Origin of the sequence: Klebsiella sp. 18074, from assembly GCF_902705905.1 — a bacterium.
Lineage (GTDB): Bacteria > Pseudomonadota > Gammaproteobacteria > Enterobacterales > Enterobacteriaceae > Klebsiella > Klebsiella terrigena.
Map to the genome: position 1 here is coordinate 282,971 of NZ_CACSIS010000002.1, position 18,497 is coordinate 301,467.

Sequence of the window (18,497 nt, forward strand, 5' to 3'; positions counted from 1 at the left end):
CTGGGTTTACGCTTACTACTTTTGTGCATATCTGACATTTTGGTTCCCACTATCAATTTGGTGGACACCACTTTGTCGAATACATCAGATTATGACCAGACGGTTCTCGCTGGACGCTTACAACGCAAGCGGATAAAGAAAAAGATCTACGGAATGCGGGAAGAAGCCCGCAGCGATATTTTTGATTACATCGAAATGTTTTATAACAGTAAGCGTCGGCATGGTTCGAGCGATCAGATGTCACCGACAGAATATGAAAACCAGTATTATCAACGGCTCGGAAGTGTCTAAATAGCTGCGCCGAATACCGCTACACTTTCGCCAGACCATGTTTCCCTCCCGGGAATGGACTGACGGTTTTCATAAAATGGTGAACCTTTCTCAGCAACTGCCACATCGAACGGCACTGATGGTTGCGGGTTATCGTGTCATGAAGTGCCTGCCATAGACGCTCTACATGGTTCACCCATGGCGAGTAGACCGGCTGATAAAGCACGCTGAACTTCGGGTTATCTTTCAGCCACCGCTGTGTTTCACGGCTCTTGTGGATAATGTAGTTGTCCACGATAAGTGTGATGGTTTTTGCCCGTCGATAAGTGGATTTCAGCTGTTTCAGCAGGCCGATGAACAGCGCCGAACTCTTGCTGTTGCCGCCAACGTAACTGACTTTGCCCGTACCACTGTGAAGTGCTCCGGCCAGATAATATTTTTCATTCTTGCCTGGCGTGACAACACGCTTTTGTTGCCCGCGTAGTTGCCAGTCAGCACCGATTTTGGGGTTGAGATGGATGTCCACCTCATCTTCATAAAAAACCGGATGCACTGCGCTGCATTCGCCCAGTGCTTTGCAGATTGCTGCCATCTTCTCCTCTTTATGTGGGTCACGGATGCACAGGGTCGGGGCCGCTCTGCGCCACACAAGGCCCGCTGACGGCAACCAGCGACGAACGGTTCCAGCATGAATCTTACATCCGGTTATCTCATTGATTTTTATCGCCAGTAGCTCCGTGCTCCAGCGTGAACGTTGATAGCCGAAATCAGCGGGAGAGTGTTTTACAAGTTCACGTAACAATGTGCAGACATGTTCATAAGGCCACCGGCGGGAGCGCCCGGCCGGTAAGGATTTAAGACCTTCGGCCCCAGATAATGTAAACCAGTTAATCCAGCGTCCTACGGATGAACGGGCGCAGCAGAGCGTTCTGGCGATATTGCTGACACTGTCTCCCCGGTGCAGCATCAGCATAGCGGTGAGTCTGCGGGCATAATTTTTATCGCACGTTTTATGGATAGCTTTCTGCATCAGGCGTCGTTCGTCGCGTGGAATGGGTGCTATGATCGTCATCGCTCAGTCCGGTTGGTGATTATGGTTGGTTTGGCGATTGATCAGATCGCACAATCCGGGCTGAGTTCCCTTTAAGTGATCTACTATTCCGCGCAGCTATTTAGATTATCCGTGGCGATTCAATTGGCGGACTTTGACCATCGCAGCAATGTCGATTTGAAATGCTATCACCAGTTAGAGGGTTTATCAAAAGCGTCTAAGGGCTGACCTATTACATTTCTCAGACTGATGTGGTTTCCATGCGTATGTTTTTTCATCGGATATCAAACCACGCATCACTAAAGTTGACCCATCCTAATTCATTACTGAAGGCTGAGTTGTGGCGAATCTGCGCATGGTCGACACGATGATAAACCAGAGGGATAAACCAGCGTGAAAAGGTAAAAGTACGGACCAGTTGCTCCAGCGTTTTTTCGCATGCTAGCTCGCCGCGACGTATACCGTCAGCGACCCGTTTTTTCTCACTGACCCACCCGTTCCCGCAGCGTTCCAGAATAGGATCTGACTGGAGCCAGTTGTTCAGTGAACATTCGTTGGCATCATCAAGCACAAAATTTGTGAGCCAGAGGTCGATGTCTGCAGGCGGAGAGCTAAAAAATTGCTGAAATGAGCGGGTGATAACCCGGCATTTAATCCCGTAGCGCTCCAGAATACTGACGATCCCTTCCGCATGTTTTGCCAGTTCTGGCTGCTCGAATGTCGCCAGCGTCAGCTCACGATACATCTTGTGGCGGATAGGCGGGACGATATCGAGGATGCGGTGGTACCAGCCAGGGAGAAGCCCCTGAGCGACAGCCAGGGCAAGATTCATTTTTTTACGATGTGATGAGTTTTTGAGGATATCGACAGGCTGGAGAACATGATTAAGGAAAATACGATCTTCTTCATCGGCAAACCTCCCGTTTCCGTCGACGACCAGAAAGCACGATCCCCGTTCAATTTTTGCTTCTGACCCTTCAGCTTCGCCACTGTTCATCCCCTGATAAAAGACCTGGATCCGGCCCATATCAAGAATATCCGACTCTATCCGCATGATATTGACTTCATCGATAACGGGGCGGAGTCCGTGATACCAGGGGTTCACTTTTAGGACCAGATTGAAATCGTCATGGCTTTTCACCAGCCAGGGTCCGGAGTAGATAACCTTCCCCCTGGCACTTCCGTAAACCAGAGCAGAGGTATGGGAAAGCAAATCAGCGAAATGAACATCCGTGCTTTTGAGAGTAAAGCGCAGTCGTTGCTTATCCAGCACCAGAATTTTGTCGATACCCGAATAAAGGCGAGAAAACACCGGAGAGCGGATCATGGCACTGAGACATTTCTCAATGTCTGCTGCCTCCAGCGGCGAACCATCGGAGAATTTCAATCCTGATCTCAGATAAAACTCCCACTGTGTGGCGCCCTCATTCTTGACCCAGTGATGGGCAAGATCCGGCACAACTCTATTTAATTCATCATCATAACGCGTCAGACCGGAGAAGCATTGCCTCAGCAAGTGTCGCTCAGTCCTGCGTTGCGGTTTCCAGGGCTCAAGGCTGTCCAGGCTCCGGTACCAGGGAACACGTACGATTTTATTTTCACCTTCTATCACGGTGCCCAGATGTTGGTAAATCTGGTTTTCCAGTTCAGCCGTATCGCCCTGGACCAGCGTCAGCATTTCAGCCAGTCTGCCACTTTCGAGCATCTCTCTGATCTCACTTTGTGAAATTTGCCCAGAAGAGCGCAGGAAAACAAGGCGGGATTGCTTACCCCGGCCTGAAGATGGTGACCATTGTACCCAGCCGTGCCCGGCCATCTCCTTAAGCACCAGCCTGACGTTACGCGATGTGCAGCCCAGCACCTCGGTGATATCTGAAACCATCACCAGGACATCCTTTTCTGGATGAAATCGTCGTTGCAGACGAATGTACAGGTCGTTCAGTCTGGATGATTTTAAGGACATGTTTTTTCCGCATTTTTTTAGTATTACGAGATATTTATTGTGATTTATATCACAATGAATATCTTTTTAGGCATAAAAGGGGAAGCATTTTACGGTTATTATTTCAGTTTTCCTTATTTCTGGCAAGCCAATAATAGTGACATCCGGAGACAGCCCATAGGTTGCTTCTAAAAACGGTCACTTATTTGAGGTAAGCAGAATGACGGTAGAACAGAAAAAATTACGTGTGGGTGTCCTGGGGTGCGGACCCATCTCACAGGCAGGGCATTTTGAAGCCTGTACCAAGGCGTATAATGCCGAGCTATATGCAATTTGTGACGCTGCCGATGATCTTCGTGAACGTATGAAAGAGCTCTGGCAGCCAACCAAAGCCTATGCCGATTACCAGCAGATGCTGGACGATGAAAACGTCGATGCGGTGATTATTGCAACTGCCGATGCTTTTCACATCACGCTGGCAATCATGGCGATTAATGCCGGTAAACACGTGCTGTGTGAAAAACCACTGGGGATTTCCATTGAGGAATGTGAAGAGTTGGTCAGCGTGGTCAGCAAAACCGATCGTCTGTTCCAGCTTGGTCATATGAAGCGTTTTGATGGGGGTATTGAAGCCGCACGTGATTTTATTCAGACGGAAATGGGACAACTGGTTGCCTATAAAGGCTGGTACTGCGATAACAGCCAGCGTTATCTGACGATCAATGCTGTCCAGCCTCAGGTGATCCTGAGTGAAGCCAAACGCAAACCGAAGGTTGCACCGAAAGCTGACCTGCAACAATACAATTTATTGTCCCACGGCAGCCACCTTCTCGACACCGCCATGCACCTGGCGGGCGACATTACCGAAATTGAAGCCCACTATCTGAAACGCGCCGGTCATCAGTGCTGGTTGATGAACGTGGCTTTTGCTGACGGTACTCTCGGGCAGCTTGATCTGACGCTGGGCGTACATATGGACTGGCACGAAGGTTTCCAGATTTATGGGGAAAACGGCAGCGTGGTCGGGAAAACCTATAATCCGTGGTTCTATAAATCCAGCGATGTGGAAATCTTCAGCAAAGCGACCGGGAACTTCACCCGACCGCTGGCCGCGGATGGGCAGTTCTATCGTCGCCAGCTGGAAGCCTTCGCAGACTGTATCCTCAATGATAAGCCGATCACGCGCGCAGCAACGCTTGAGGAAGGTTTACGTACCGTGAAAACCATGGTGGCTATCCAGGAATCTACCCGTACCGGCAAATCCGTGCGGGTGGCTGATGCAAAAGGATCTGTGTAATGGATAAGGGGATCTTTTCTAAAACGTTCAGCACCGAAAATGTTGACCAGAACTTTGCGTTGATGAGCCGCCTGGGTTACCAGGCCACACAGTTCAATTTTGCCAGCGCGGGCCTGAAGGCGCTGCCGGAAACGATTTCGCTTCGGACGGTTGAAGAAATCAAAGCGGCCAGCGCCAAACATAATGTGAGGCTGGAGGCGATTTCCGCCACGTTTAACATGACGCACCCGGACCCTGCGGTTATCGCTCATGGCATGCTGTGTCTCGATGCCATCTGTGCTGCGGCAGAGATGCTGGAATGCCCGCTGGTGACCCTGTGTACCGGCAGTATGGATGCCGAAGACCAGTGGCGCTTCCATCCGGATAATAACACTCAACAGGCATGGGAAACGCTGGTGGTCTCTATGCGTCAGGCGCTGCATATTGCTGAAAAATATGGGGTGGCCCTCGGGGTTGAACCTGAGCTGGCGAATGTTGTTAACTCCGCGGAAAAAGCCCGTCGACTGATTGATGATATGGACAGCCCGTTACTGAAAATCATCTTCGACCCGGCCAATTTATTTGAAGAAGCCACGCTTGATGAGCAGCGTGCTGTCGTGCAGGAAGCACTCAATTTGCTTGGACAGGATATTGCGATTGCCCATGCGAAAGATCGTACCCCGGACGGATCATTCACCACTGCCGGACGTGGCGTTCTCGATTATTCATTCTATATCAACCAGCTCCGTGCAACCGGGTTCGATGGCTGCGTGGTGACACATGGTCTGGCAGCGGAAGAGGCCGGTGATGTTTCCCGAATGCTCGATACCTATCTGCAACCGGCGTAAAGGGAGAACGTATGTTGCATACCTTCCAGCATGACGGGCTGAATTTTACTTACTTCGATAACCAGGCCGAAGGGCCGGTTATCGTTTTTCAACATGGTCTGACCGGCGATCACGGCCAGACACGGTCGACTTTTACGGATGAACGCTATCGCCTTATCACGCTGAACTGCCGTGGGCACGGTGGGTCAGATCTGGGGCCGGTCTCCGATCTGAGTATCAGCCAGTTTGCGGACGATGTTGTTGCTCTACTTGATCACCTGAAACTGGAAAGCGTATCGGTGGCAGGGATTTCCCTTGGTGCGGCCATGAGCGCCGTCCTCGCGGCGCGTTATCCGGACAGGATCAAGTCAGTCACCCTTGTACGGCCGGCATTCTTTATCAGGCGGATGCCGGAAAGCCAGCAGGTACACAGTGTTGTGGCGAACTACATTGAGATTTATGGGGCGGAGAAGGGGCTGGCGCATTTCAGAGATACGGAAGTTTTTGCGACGCTGTCACGTAAATCTCCTGACAATGTCAGTTCGCTGATCAATATGTTCGCGATGGATCCCGGCCGGGTTATTCCATTACTGCGAATGATGACAACCGCCGATCCTTGTTTTGATACCGAGCTTATCAGGAATTCCGCTATTCCTTTCCGGGTGATTGGCACGCTCTACGATGAAATTCACCCGCTTGCAAAAGCGGAGGAAATCTGTGAAGCACTGGGTATTGCTCATGTGGATATTGCCTATCCCAAGACGCTCGACAGAGAACGCTACAATCGGGATATTACCGCAGTGATGAAAAGCAATACCTTCTGAGTTATCGCTGATAAATGCGTCCTGCGACGCTGAATAATGTAAGGCTCATGAGGTTATTCATGAACGATAAAATCAATCCGGAATCGTTACTCAAAAATATGTTCCTGGCGGCTATCGAATCCGCTCAGCCTCATCACAGTATTCCGAAATATCTGCCGAATGACAAAAAGGGAAAGCTGATTGTCATCGGTGCCGGTAAAGCCTCTGCAGCGATGGCAAAGGCGGTAGAAGACAACTGGGAAGGTGAGTTAAGTGGCGTGGTGGTCACCCGGTATGGATACGCGGTGCCGTGTCAGCACATTGATATTATGGAAGCCGCTCATCCGGTACCCGATGAAGCAGGCTTAAGCGCGGCAAAACGCATGCTTTCGCTGGTCAGCCATCTCAGCGCGGAGGATACCGTCCTGTGTCTGATTTCAGGCGGGGGATCCTCCTTACTCACCTTACCGTTTGACGGTATCAGTCTGGATGAAAAAAAGGCGATTAACCGCGAGCTCCTGCGCTCTGGCGCCACGATCGGTGAAATGAACTGTGTACGACGCCACCTTTCCGCCATCAAGGGGGGACGTCTGGCAGCAGCCTGCTATCCGGCGAGGCTGGTGACATTGATGATTTCTGATGTGCCGGGGGATGACCCGCGGGACATCGCGTCCGGACCGACTGTAGGCGATCCCTCAACCTGTGAAGATGCACTTGATATTATTCGCAGATACGGCATCAGCTTGCCTGAGCATATTGTCCATATCCTGAAAACAGGACTGTCTGAAAGCCTCAAACCCGGCGATATGCGGCTGAATAACAGTGAAGTACACCTGATATCCACGCCTCAGCTGGCTCTGGAAAGCGCAGCCGCTATGGCAGTTAAGCAGGGAATTTCGGCTCACATTCTCGGTGACAGTATTGAAGGGGAAGCCCGGGATGTGGGTAAGGTGATGGCCGGTATAGCAAGGCAGGTTGCACTGCATGACCAGCCGTTCAGGAAGCCTTGCGTCATTCTCTCTGGTGGGGAAACGACGGTTACCGTACGCGGGAATGGCCGGGGGGGAAGGAATGTTGAATATCTGCTTGCTCTTGCTATCCAGCTTAACGGACTGCCTGGCATCTATGCTCTGGCGGGCGATACCGACGGGGTTGATGGTCAGGAGGAAATTGCCGGGGCCTGGCTTTCTCCGCAGACATTAAAGCGTGCCGCTGAAGCCGGATTAAATGCCAGAGATGCACTCAATAATAATGATGGTCATGGTTTTTTTGCTGCCCTTGACGATTCAATTATTACCGGACCTACGTTGACAAATGTCAATGATTTCAGGTGTGTGCTGGTTATTTGAGGCGTTGAGTTTGCATACTTTTAATTAGACGAAGGGACCTTCGTCTAATCTTTAAAGGGAACACACCCAACGTACGTACCGAATGAAATATGATCGCTGTCAGGGAGAGTCGTGTGCCTGTCGGAAAACGCCTTCAGCAACTTGAACACTTTTATTTCTGTTTCCTTGTTGCCTGTAAAATCAGGCTGAAACAGCAGGCTGGTGACAGTGAAAAAACTATTAAGATATTCATGGATGGCTGGCTTACGGGGGCGCTGGATATTAAATCCTTTGACGGTTTCTTGTTAAAAGAAATCGTCTGGTTGAAATATGAAATCCTGATGCAGCCATCGGTGAATATACTTAGGATGCTGGATAAAATTCATTGCGCCTTGCTTATTGAAGGTGTGGCGAATGAAATGGATGACAACCTTCATGCTTCCTGATTTATAATTTTTTATTATTTTTCATTGCCATTTGAAAGCCTATAAGGCGCGAAAATAACCCACCGGGAATTGTAATCGGTCTGCAGTTTTCTGGCATTTTCGCGCCACCTTTCATTGCATATTACCTCTGCGCACGGTTGTGATATAATCCAGCACATTCATAACAACAGCGTGTGCATACGATGAATGATAACATTTCCGTTAAAAGTCTGATCCAGAGCAACTACCCGACGCTTCACTCTGCTGAAAAGAAAGTGGCGGATTATATTCTTAATCACTCTGACGCTGTTGTGAATTATAGCGTGTCGGAGCTCTCCGATAAAAGTAAAGTCAGCGAAGCAACCATTGTCAGAACCTGCAAAAAGATCGGTTATCAGGGGTACTATCATCTGAAAATCGCCCTGGCAAAGGAAGTCATCGATCCGGACGGGGGGTATCCGTCAGAGACCGATTTTTCAGATATTGTTTCACTGGCGACGTTTCTGCTGAAGAAGCAGGCAGAAGACCTCATTCAGTCTGCTCAGTTTTTTGATGAGAAAGTACTGAAGCGTGTGTTGGCCCTGATTTCCGAATGTGACACCCTCTACTTCTTCGGGGCAGGTAACTCCAATCCCCTGGCGGTCTACGGCGCTTATAAATTCGGGCAGTTTGGAATTAAAACCATTGTTCATGTCAGCCCGGAAATGCAGCTCAATGCCGCCTATGCCATGGGAAAACGTGATGTGGCGTTTGGGATTTCCAACTCGGGAAGCACCAATCTCATGCTGGATATTTTCAATGTCGTGAAACAACGCGGCGCTAAATCTGTCTGCGTCACAAACTACATAAAATCACCGTTATCTAAAATTTCCACCTGCCAGTTAACCACTGCGGTCAGTGATAAAATTTTCTTTGAAGCCTTTGACTCAACGCGAGTACCGGCAATGGGCATGATTGATATGTTGGTATTGCTCTTCATGCATCAGGATAAATCTCGTTATGAGATGTACCGCAGCAGAGAAGAATTCCTGGGTTCCAAATTCAAAGGATAACAAAAGGGGCCTAAGCCCCTTTTGAAATACCCTTTATTCACTGCAATTTCAGCTTTGCAACAGCGCTTTTGCCTGCTCCAGAACATTCTCTTTGGTGAAGCCGAAGTGGTCAAAGAGGACGCCCGCGGGTGCTGATTCACCGAAGGTCGTCATACCAATCACTTTACCGTCCAGCCCGGTATAGCGCTGCCAGAAACCGGCAATGCTGGCTTCTACGGCCAGGCGTTTGCGTACATCTTTAGGTAATACCGTCTCCTGATATGCCTCATCCTGTTTGTCGAAGCGCTCGGTACACGGCATCGAAACAACGCGGACGTTACGGCCTTCCTGACGCAGAGCCTTCGCGGCGCTCACGACCAGCTCAATCTCTGAGCCGGCCGAAATCAGGATCAGCTCCGGTTTCCCTTCGCAGTCGCTCAGAATATATCCGCCACGCGCGATTTCGGACAACTGGGCTGCGGTACGGGGCTGTTGCTCCAGCGGCTGACGGGTCAGAACCAGCGCGGATGGACCATTTCTGCGTTCAACGGCCTGCTGCCAGGCAACAGTGACTTCCACCTGGTCGCAGCCACGCCATGTTTCCATGTTTGGCGTCAGGCGCAGGGACGCAAGCTGTTCAACCGGCTGATGAGTCGGGCCATCTTCGCCCAGACCAATCGTATCGTGTGTATAGACGAAGACGGAACGGATCTGCATCAGCGCAGCCATACGTACGGCATTACGGGCATATTCCATGAACATCAGGAAGGTACCGCCGTACGGGATGAATCCCCCGTGCAGAGCAAGACCATTCATGATCGCTGACATACCGAATTCACGCACGCCATAGGAAATGTAATTCCCTTCAGGATGTTCTGCGGTGAAGTCCTCGGAGTTCTGATAACGCGTCAGGTTGGATGGCGACAGATCCGCCGAACCACCCATCAGTTCCGGAAGCAGGTTACCGAAATGGTTCAGGCATTTCTGACTGACCTGGCGGGTGGCGAGACTGGCAGGGTGGGCCTGGAGATGGAGAACATATTTCTTCATATTCTCTTCCCAGCTGGCAGGTAAATCGCCTTTCATTCGACGCACAAACTCGTCAGCAAGCTCAGGCCATTCTTTGCGGTAGGCGGTGAACAGCTCTTCCCACTGGCTCTGATCTGCTGAACCTTTTGCTGTAGCATCCCATGCGTCATAAATGTCTGCCGGGATCTCAAAGGGGGCATAGGGCCATGCCAGACGTTCACGTACCAGAGCGACCTCGTCAGCGCCCAGCGCTGAGCCGTGGCATTCATGACTGTCGGCTTTGTTCGGCGAACCAAAGCCAATAATCGTTTTGCAGCAAAGAAGGCTGGGTTTATCTGTCACCGCTTTCGCTTCGCGCACTGCCGCGTCTACCGCTTCAGAATCGTGTCCGTCAATACCTTCAATAACATGCCAGCCATAGGCGCGGAAGCGAGCCGCAGTGTCTTCTGAGAACCAGCCTTCAACATGTCCATCGATAGAAATACCGTTATCGTCCCAGACGGCAATAAGATTTCCCAGTTTCAACGTTCCGGCGAGGCCACAGGCTTCATGAGAAATACCTTCCATCAGGCAACCGTCCCCAAGGAACAGCCAGGTGTGGTGGTCGACGATGGTGAATCCGGGCTTATTGAACTGCGCCGCCAGTGCTTTCTCCGCAATTGCCATACCCACCGCATTTGCCACACCCTGGCCCAGCGGGCCGGTTGTGGTTTCTACGCCTGGAGTGTAACCGTATTCCGGGTGTCCCGGCGTGCGGGAATGTAACTGGCGGAAGTCACGAATATCATCCATCGTGACATCATAACCGGTGAGATGCAGCAGGGAGTAAAGCAGCATAGAACCATGACCATTTGACTGCACATAACGGTCACGGTTAAACCACTGCGGATCTTTCGGGTTATGGCGTAAATGATGCCGCCAGATAACTTCAGCAATATCAGCCATTCCCATCGGCGCACCCGGGTGACCAGAATTCGCCTTTTGAATTGCATCAACGCTGAGCATACGGATAGCATTTGCCAGTAATTGTGATTTCATATTTTAACTCTCTTTGTATAGCGGGCTGTTTCCAGCCCGGTATTAACGGATTTATTTCGTGCAGGATGGCGTCATTGTCGATTCACTCTTATTGCGGGGTTTGCCCATCACAGCTTTGATTTCGTCACGGAGTATCTGAGATTTACCGCCAAAGATGACCTGAACGCCACCGTCGCCCAGCTTCACCAGACCCGCCGCCCCCAGTTCTTTCAGACGTCGGTCCTGCACTTTCGAATCATCCACGAGTGCCAGGCGAAGACGGGTTGCACAGGCATCGACATCTTCAATATTCTCGAAACCACCGACTGCAGCGACAATCTCATAGGGACGATCTTCCCGGCTGAGATTAAGCTCTACTGCAACTTCTTCGTCTTCGCGTCCCGGTGTTTTGAGATTCAGCTTGCGGATTAATACACGGAAGACAGAGTAATAAATTGCGGCATAACCCGCCCCGGCAACGATCACCAGGTACCATGGCGTGCGATTCGGTAATACTCCATTCAGCACAAAATCAATTAACCCACCGGCAAATGGATGACCGATATGGACATTCAGGACGTGCATCAAGACGAATGAGGATGCATATAAAAATATATGGATAATATAAAGAACAGGGGCGGCAAACAGGAATGAGTACTCAAGTGGCTCTGTGATACCGGTGACGAAAGTCGTCAGCGCACCGGATAACAGCAGACCTTTGATTAAAGCCTTACGCTCTGGTTTGGCTTCGTGATACATCGCCAGTGCGGCAGCCGGTAAGGCGAACATCATGATCGGGAAACGTCCGGTCATGAAGAGCCCCGCCGTCAGGGGAACACCATCACGCAGCTGGGCAAAAAATACAGGAATATCACCGGTCACCAGCTGGCCGGACTTTGTCATGTACTCACCAAAGTTGTAATAAAACGGCACGTTCCAGATATGATGCAGGCCAAAGGGGATCAGAGATCGTTCACCGACGGCATAAATAAACGCGGCGAAATTCGCATTGTGACCGCTCGTGACCAGGGTTGATAACTCCGCAAGCCCTTTTTGTACCGGGATCCAAAGCCATGGCAGGATATAACCCACAATAATTGCGGCGACGGCAGTAATAATCGGAACAAAGCGTTTACCCCCGAAGAAACCCAGGAACTGAGGTAACTCAATATTGTGAAAACGTTTATAGAGCATGTAAACGAATATTGCGACGATCAACCCGCCAAAGACCCCGGTCTGTAAGGTAGGTACACCCAATATTGAGGCATAATCACCGTTGCTTGCCGCCACCGATTCAGGAGTGATCCCCAGCTTAGTACCCATGGTGGCGTTTAATATCATGTAGCTGGTAATGGCTGAGAGTGAAGAGGAGCCATCACCTGTCAGCCCGATAACAATACCCACACAGAACAGAAGTGGGAGGTTGGCAAAGATAATGCCGCCACAGTTTGCGAGCAGTTCAATATGAAAAGAGGTACCAATAGCAAGGATCAATCCCGCAGCAGGTAATATCGCGATGGGGAGCATCAGCGCAGAAGAAAACTTCTGAAGCTTTTTGAAATTAAACAGAGATGTTATTTTGGCGCTCATTTTACTCTCCTGAAAGAACAGAGCTACTAACGGATAATATTGGTTTATTCCAGCGTTGCGTGACGCTTGAATAATTCTTCCTCTGGTGAACCGCTTTCTGACGCCATTTTCATGACCAGTGCATCGGAAATAATAAGCAATGCCTGTTCATAGAGAGAGGCCATTGGCTGCGATGAACTAAACGATGATTGTTGCTGATTTTTGGACGGGGCATTAATTTGCACCGTGACGTCGCAATAGTCCGTGATGGTTGAATGACGATTGGTAGTAAGCACAGCGACTTTCCCCCCCAACTGACGTGCTTTTTTAGCAAGGGCAACGAGCTGTGCAGTTTCACCTGAGGCTGAAGAGACAATGAAGAGATCGCCTGGGCCAAAATTGGGGGTGATGGTTTCGGTCAGGAAATAAACCTCTTTGCCCATATGCATAAGGCGCATAGTGAAGGCCTTCATTGAAAACCCTGCGCGGCCCAGTCCGTAGCAGAAAACCTTTTTGCTGTCCTGTATTGCCGCAATGAGTTTTGCGCAATCCTCCTCCTGAAGAGAGTCCTTAACAATGTCTAACTCATTGATTATTTTGGATATGAATGCTTTGGTTTCCATCTCAATACCTCATGAAATAAATTTCTTGAGGTAAATGTGTCATGAAATAATATTTCTTTCCACAGATGAGTTAATTTGTGTGCTATCGCTCACAAAAAGATTGATTATTAATCTAATTGATTGATTTATATTGTTTTTGTTTGATGTGGTGATGACGGGTAAGAAATGATGAGCGATTTAACTCACTAAAAACAATGAGTTGTCATAATCGTTGAAAAACTGGATACCCCAGTCCTGGGCAATCAGGGTCCCCGACAGGCTAATGTTGCTGACAAACAATAGTGTTCATTGATTTTCTCCACTTGTGACAGACATTACAAGTTGTAGAAAATGACAGACTTAAACGTTAACTGGATGCATTCAATAGGTATCACTGCTCTGAATTTGCAGGAAAAATGCTGGACAGATGGGTGTATGAAAGAGGTATTAGGATCGACTTCTCACGCCCGGGAACACCGACGGATAATGCGACGGTGGAGTCTTTCAACGGCAGGTTAAGGCAGGAATGTCTGAACGAGAACTGGTTCATGTCTCTGGTGGAATAACCCATAAAGCATTTTTAAAATATATTTCAGGCCAACGAGCAAACCGCAATTCACTTGAGCGGATGAATACAAGCATAGTGAGCTTTAAAGCTAATACAGTGAGCCTACGGCCTTTATACGTATCTATACTCGTCATACTTCAAGTTGCATGTGTGTTGGCTACGTTCGCTCACCCGAATCACTTACTGGTGTAAGCTCATCGGGATTCACTCCCTTGCCGCCGTCCTGCAACTTGAATTATTTAGAGTATATACGACTTAAAAGATCAGGTATTTGCTCAAGTTCAAGCGCTGGGTAATGCGTTCTTTTAGGTGTGATTCATGTACCGCCAAGTTCATTAGCGGGATTATGGGTAATCATATCTTCTTGGACAGCATAACGCATAATAGCAGTAATACGCTGTTTTAAACGTGAAGCTGTCTCGTGCTGGCCTTTAGCCAGATAAACTCCTCTCTCACTGGCTGGCATAAAACCTCAAAGCAAAGTGCTACACCCTTTTCTGAAAATGGAAACGGGCATTCAACGACATCCCGTCAGGATCGGTTCAATTTGTTTTCTGATTGGCTGCTCCATAACCAGATTATCTCTATGTTCCTTATGTGACTGCTCTCAAACTTACGTTAAAACATTCTTGTATGGTAGTTGGTTTAGCATTACTTTCAATCTGAAATTAACAATATCGTGAGTAGGGATAAAATATGAAAATTGCCAGGGCTGAGGTTTTTGTTACCTGTCCGGGACGTAACTTTGTCACACTGAAAATCACTACCGAAGACGGACTTACCGGTCTGGGGGATGCCACTCTGAATGGCCGGGAACTCTCTGTGGCCTCCTACCTGAAAGACCATCTTTGCCCACAGCTTATTGGCCGTGATGCCCACCGTATCGAGGATATCTGGCAGTTTTTCTATAAAGGCGCTTACTGGCGTCGCGGGCCGGTGACCATGTCAGCGATTTCTGCCGTTGACATGGCGCTGTGGGATATCAAGGCCAAAGCCGCCGGAATGCCGTTATACCAGTTGCTGGGTGGCGCATCGCGTGAAGGCGTGATGGTTTACTGCCACACGACCGGTCACACCATTGATGATGTGCTGGAAGATTATGCGCGTCATCAGGAGATGGGCTTCAAGGCCATTCGTGTTCAGTGTGGTATTCCGGGAATGAAGACCTCTTACGGTATGTCTAAAGGTAAAGGTCTTGCCTATGAACCGGCAACCAAGGGAAAGTGGCCAGAGGAACAACTGTGGTCGACAGAAAAATACCTCGATTTCATACCGAATCTGTTTGACGCCGTTCGCAACAAATATGGCTTTAATGAGCACCTGTTGCACGACATGCACCACCGTCTGACCCCCATTGAAGCTGCGCGTTTTGGCAAGAGCATTGAAGACTATCGTCTGTTCTGGATGGAAGACCCGACCCCCGCCGAAAACCAGGAATGTTTCCGTCTGATTCGTCAGCATACTGTTACACCGATCGCTGTCGGTGAAGTCTTTAACAGTATCTGGGATTGCAAACAGTTGATTGAAGAACAGCTTATCGACTATATCCGTACTACCATCACCCACGCGGGTGGCATCACCGGAATGCGTCGTATTGCTGATTTTGCCTCACTGTACCAGGTTCGTACCGGCTCGCATGGTCCTTCTGACCTGTCTCCTGTCTGCCATGCAGCAGCACTGCATTTTGACCTGTGGGTGCCAAACTTCGGCGTTCAGGAGTACATGGGGTATTCAGAGCAAATGCTTGAACTCTTCCCGCACAACTGGTCGTTCGAAAACGGTTACATGCACCCGGGCGATAAGCCTGGCCTCGGCATCGAGTTTGACGAAAAACTGGCGGCGAAATATCCCTATGATCCCGCATATTTGCCGGTTGCGCGCCTGGAAGATGGCACGCTCTGGAACTGGTAAAAAACGAATACCCTATCTGAAGGAGAAATAAAATGAAATTTAAGATCGGTTTGTTAAAAACCCTTATGCTCTCTGCCGCTATTTCGTCTTTTTCTGTAATGGCAGCAGATTATTCGCTGAACCTGTCCACCTCTTTGTCGCCGGATGATCCCATCTATAAGGGGCTGGAATCCTTTAAAAAACAGGTTGAAACGCGCAGTGACAAGAAAATCCGTATCAAGCTGTTTCCCTCTGGTCAGTTGGGGGCAGACAATGAATTACTACAACATGCCCAGGCAGGCAGTAACGTCGGGATTGTTGTGGATGGGGCCCGTCTGGCTTCCTTTGTTCCTGAATTATCTATTCTTCCGGCACCGTTTGTTTTCCCGGATTATGCCGCTCAGAAAAAATTCATCGAAAGCGACGTTTTCCATTCCTGGGAAAAACGCCTGACGGATGTATCCGGCCTGGAACCACTTTCTTTTAACTGGTATCAGGGCGCCCGTATGCTGGTAACGAATAAGCCCATACAGACGCCTGCCGACCTGAAAGGGGTCAAAGTTCGTGCGTTGGAAGCTCCGGTCACCATTGAAACGATTAAGTGTATGGGCGGTGAGCCTGTTCCGCTTTCCTGGTCAGAAATCTACTCATCTGTTCAGACAGGTATTGTTGATGCCGCAGAAGCTCAGCCAACGGCGGTATACGGCTCCAAACTGTATGAAATCACCAAAAACATCACTAAAACAAACCATATCCATCTAATGACCGGCGTTATCGTGTCGAAAAAATGGCTTAATTCCCTGCCTGAAGATCTGCAGACCATTCTGCACGAAGAGGCTGAAAAACAGGGAAATCTGGCATCTGATGAAACCATTAAAAAAGAACAGGAACTTCTGGGCGTGATGGCTAAAAACGGCGTCAGCGTGGATTCGGTGGATGTCACGCCGTTTAAGCAAGCCTGTGCTTCCGTTCCTGAAAAGCTGGGGCTGAAGGATGCGCTTGAGCAGGTGCATAAAGTGATTTCAGATTAATAATGCAATAGAGGTATGTCCCGGCATACCTCTTTTTTGTGAAGGGACTAATTATGTATAACCGCTTTCGTCAGGCCGAGCTTGCTATTGCAAGGATCGGACTGGCTTCTATTGTGATTATTATTCTGGCTGGTGGTGTCGGACGTGCTGTCGGATATCCTCTGATCTGGTCTCTGGAAGTGGCCATGGTTATTTTTGCGTGGGTTTCGATTTTGGCTATTGACTATGCTCTCCAGATCCGCAGACACATTGGTGTGGATGCTGTGGTTCGTTTATTCCCGCACCTCGCTCGTCGCTGTTGTACATGGTTTAACGAAACGTTGATCCTGCTCTTTCTGGGATGTGGTGTCTGGTACGGCTACAACTTTACCTTCACCACTGCCGGAAGCCAGCTTCCGGTCACCGGTCTCTCGTCGGCCTGGCTGAACAGCGCAGTCCCTACTGGATGTGCCCTGATGTTTGTTAATACCATCCTGTATATGGTATCGGGGTGTCCGGAATCCTCAGAGGTGTCTGAATTATGATTCTGCTGACTTGTTTCCTGTTTGTTGTTCTTCTTATTCTGCGAATGCCAGTCGGATTTGTGATTGCCATTTCCGGTCTGAGTTTTTTCTTTTTTGATGATTTTCTGCCGCCAGGAATTGCATTTCAGAAATTCTCGGCGCCCACACAGTCATTTCCGATTATGGCCACGCCGCTGTTCCTTCTGGTCGGTAACCTGCTGAACAAAACCGGCGTCACCACCCGCCTGTTGGATTTTGCCCGTATTATTTCGGGCTGGATGGTCGGCGGTATGGCGCAGATTAACGTGCTGCTTGCCTGCCTGCTGGGTGGGGTATCCGGTTCAGCAACTGCGGATGCAGCGATGCAGGCTCGGATTCTCGGGGTTCCGATGGTAAAACAGGGATACCCTAAACCCTTTACCGCGGTTGTGATTGCATTCAGCTCTCTGATCACTGCGACCATTCCCCCCAGTATTCTGCTTATTTTGTATGGCTTTGTGGGTAACGTTTCTATCGGAAAACTGTTTATGGCCGGTGTTATCCCCGGACTGCTGCTGACGGTGATCCTGATGGGGACAAACTACGTCATGGCCAGGCGAATGGACATCAGACCAGAAATGACCAGTCTGCCAACGCGTCATGAGGTCTGGATCAGCTTTAAAAACGGATTCTGGGCACTGATGTTCCCTATTGTTCTGATTCTGGTTATTCGCATGGGCTTTTTCACCACCACGGAAGCCGGGGCCTTCATTGTGCTGTATGCCTTTGTCATAGGCCGTTATATCTATAAAGAGCTGGATAACCAGGCACTGTGGGAAGTACTGAAGGATACGATCAGTGATATTGGCGTTGTAATGCTGCTTATTATGTCCGCTGCAATTCTCGGGCATATCACCATTATTGATCAAATTCCCCAGTCTCTGGCAGAGATACTGACATCACTGACCGAAAACCGCTACGGTATACTGTTTTTGCTGCTTGTCTTTATCGCAGTATCCGGCATGATTTTCGACGGCAGTGTTATTATTCTGCTGCTTACCCCGATCCTGTTGCCGATCGCCATTGAGGCCGGGTTTGATCCGATCCATTTCGGGATCATCTTCGTTGTACTCACTTTACTTGGCGCTAATACACCGCCGGTGGGTATCTGTATGTACACCGTATGCGGGATCCTAAACTGTAATACCGTCGCTTTCGTCAGAGCCTCCCTGCCTTACTTAGTGGCCTTTTTCCTGTTTATTGGGCTTCTGGTGGTCTTTCCATCTTTGATCCTCTTTTTACCTGAAACCCTGATGTAAATATTGCGGCCGGAGAAAGACCATTCCGGCCCATATT

Annotated in this window: 15 protein-coding genes and 3 pseudogenes; 12 read left to right on the forward strand and 6 right to left on the reverse strand. The window is 49.4% G+C overall.

Annotation, left to right across the window (positions count from 1 at the left end; genetic code table 11):
* Positions 1–117 precede the first annotated feature (117 nt).
* Positions 118–291 (forward strand): annotated as a pseudogene (locus GVK32_RS02945) (IS3 family transposase); the annotation flags it as partial.
* Between the two features lie 19 nt (positions 292–310).
* Here GVK32_RS02945 and GVK32_RS02950 read toward each other — a convergent pair.
* Positions 311–1,342, reverse strand: coding sequence for an IS630 family transposase (locus GVK32_RS02950; RefSeq protein ID WP_159864975.1), 1,032 nt, complete (start codon positions 1,340–1,342; stop codon positions 311–313).
* 253 nt (positions 1,343–1,595) lie between these two features.
* Positions 1,596–3,284, reverse strand: coding sequence for an SgrR family transcriptional regulator (locus tag GVK32_RS02955; RefSeq protein ID WP_159864978.1), 1,689 nt, complete (start codon positions 3,282–3,284; stop codon positions 1,596–1,598).
* A gap of 199 nt (positions 3,285–3,483) precedes the next feature.
* On the opposite strand from GVK32_RS02955, the gene GVK32_RS02960 reads away from it, so the two are divergent.
* The 6 genes from GVK32_RS02960 to GVK32_RS02985 all read left to right on the forward strand — a co-directional run bounded on the left by GVK32_RS02960 (position 3,484) and on the right by GVK32_RS02985 (position 8,974).
* Positions 3,484–4,560, forward strand: a complete 1,077-nt coding sequence (locus GVK32_RS02960; protein WP_159864981.1) for a Gfo/Idh/MocA family protein — start codon at positions 3,484–3,486, stop codon at positions 4,558–4,560.
* Positions 4,560–5,387, forward strand: coding sequence for a sugar phosphate isomerase/epimerase (locus tag GVK32_RS02965; protein ID WP_159864984.1), 828 nt, complete (start codon positions 4,560–4,562; stop codon positions 5,385–5,387). The genes GVK32_RS02960 and GVK32_RS02965 overlap by 1 nt, the downstream gene beginning before the upstream one ends.
* Before the next feature lie 11 nt (positions 5,388–5,398).
* On the forward strand, positions 5,399–6,190 hold the full coding sequence (locus GVK32_RS02970; protein WP_159864987.1) for an alpha/beta fold hydrolase: 792 nt from the start codon (positions 5,399–5,401) through the stop codon (positions 6,188–6,190).
* Between the two features lie 59 nt (positions 6,191–6,249).
* Positions 6,250–7,518 carry a glycerate kinase gene (locus GVK32_RS02975; protein WP_159864990.1) on the forward strand — a complete coding sequence of 423 codons (1,269 nt, stop codon included), beginning with the start codon at positions 6,250–6,252 and terminating at the stop codon, positions 7,516–7,518.
* 113 nt (positions 7,519–7,631) lie between these two features.
* Complete coding sequence (locus GVK32_RS02980; protein WP_159864993.1) at positions 7,632–7,943, forward strand: hypothetical protein; 312 nt, start codon at positions 7,632–7,634, stop codon at positions 7,941–7,943.
* A 182-nt stretch (positions 7,944–8,125) separates the two neighbouring features.
* A complete protein-coding gene (locus GVK32_RS02985) occupies positions 8,126–8,974 on the forward strand; it encodes a MurR/RpiR family transcriptional regulator (protein WP_159864996.1) in 849 nt (282 codons plus the stop codon).
* Positions 8,975–9,022: 48 nt separating this feature from the next.
* Here the strand turns inward: GVK32_RS02985 and tkt are convergent, their stop codons facing one another.
* Genes tkt through hxlB form a run of 3 tightly spaced genes read right to left on the reverse strand, consistent with a single transcriptional unit; the run spans position 9,023 to position 13,191 of the window.
* Positions 9,023–11,020, reverse strand: coding sequence for a transketolase (tkt, locus tag GVK32_RS02990; RefSeq protein WP_159864999.1), 1,998 nt, complete (start codon positions 11,018–11,020; stop codon positions 9,023–9,025).
* A gap of 51 nt (positions 11,021–11,071) precedes the next feature.
* The gene (gene ptsG, locus GVK32_RS02995; protein ID WP_159865002.1) at positions 11,072–12,589 is read right to left on the reverse strand and encodes a glucose-specific PTS transporter subunit IIBC; all 1,518 of its coding nucleotides are present in this window, start codon (positions 12,587–12,589) and stop codon (positions 11,072–11,074) included.
* A 44-nt stretch (positions 12,590–12,633) separates the two neighbouring features.
* A complete protein-coding gene (gene hxlB / locus GVK32_RS03000; protein ID WP_159865005.1) occupies positions 12,634–13,191 on the reverse strand; it encodes a 6-phospho-3-hexuloisomerase in 558 nt (185 codons plus the stop codon).
* Between the two features lie 380 nt (positions 13,192–13,571).
* On the opposite strand from hxlB, the pseudogene GVK32_RS03005 reads away from it, so the two are divergent.
* A pseudogene (locus tag GVK32_RS03005) lies at positions 13,572–13,727 on the forward strand (integrase core domain-containing protein); the annotation flags it as partial.
* On the opposite strand, the pseudogene GVK32_RS29025 reads toward GVK32_RS03005, so the two are convergent.
* Positions 13,723–13,863 (reverse strand): annotated as a pseudogene (locus GVK32_RS29025) (integrase); the annotation flags it as partial. The pseudogenes GVK32_RS03005 and GVK32_RS29025 overlap by 5 nt on opposite strands.
* 571 nt (positions 13,864–14,434) lie before the next feature.
* On the opposite strand from GVK32_RS29025, the gene rspA reads away from it, so the two are divergent.
* The 4 genes from rspA to GVK32_RS03030 are packed head-to-tail and all read left to right on the forward strand — an operon-like array spanning position 14,435 to position 18,460.
* Positions 14,435–15,649 (forward strand): starvation-sensing protein RspA, encoded by a 1,215-nt coding sequence (gene rspA, locus GVK32_RS03015; RefSeq protein ID WP_159865008.1) that lies wholly within the window; start codon positions 14,435–14,437, stop codon positions 15,647–15,649.
* 32 nt (positions 15,650–15,681) lie between these two features.
* Positions 15,682–16,659: a C4-dicarboxylate TRAP transporter substrate-binding protein gene (locus GVK32_RS03020; protein WP_159865011.1), complete on the forward strand. Its 978-nt coding sequence runs from the start codon at positions 15,682–15,684 to the stop codon at positions 16,657–16,659.
* Positions 16,660–16,712: 53 nt separating this feature from the next.
* Complete coding sequence (locus GVK32_RS03025) at positions 16,713–17,183, forward strand: TRAP transporter small permease (protein WP_159865014.1); 471 nt, start codon at positions 16,713–16,715, stop codon at positions 17,181–17,183.
* The gene (locus GVK32_RS03030; RefSeq protein ID WP_159865017.1) at positions 17,180–18,460 is read left to right on the forward strand and encodes a TRAP transporter large permease; all 1,281 of its coding nucleotides are present in this window, start codon (positions 17,180–17,182) and stop codon (positions 18,458–18,460) included. Before GVK32_RS03025 ends, GVK32_RS03030 begins: the two co-directional genes overlap by 4 nt.
* The last annotated feature ends 37 nt before the right edge of the window (positions 18,461–18,497 follow it).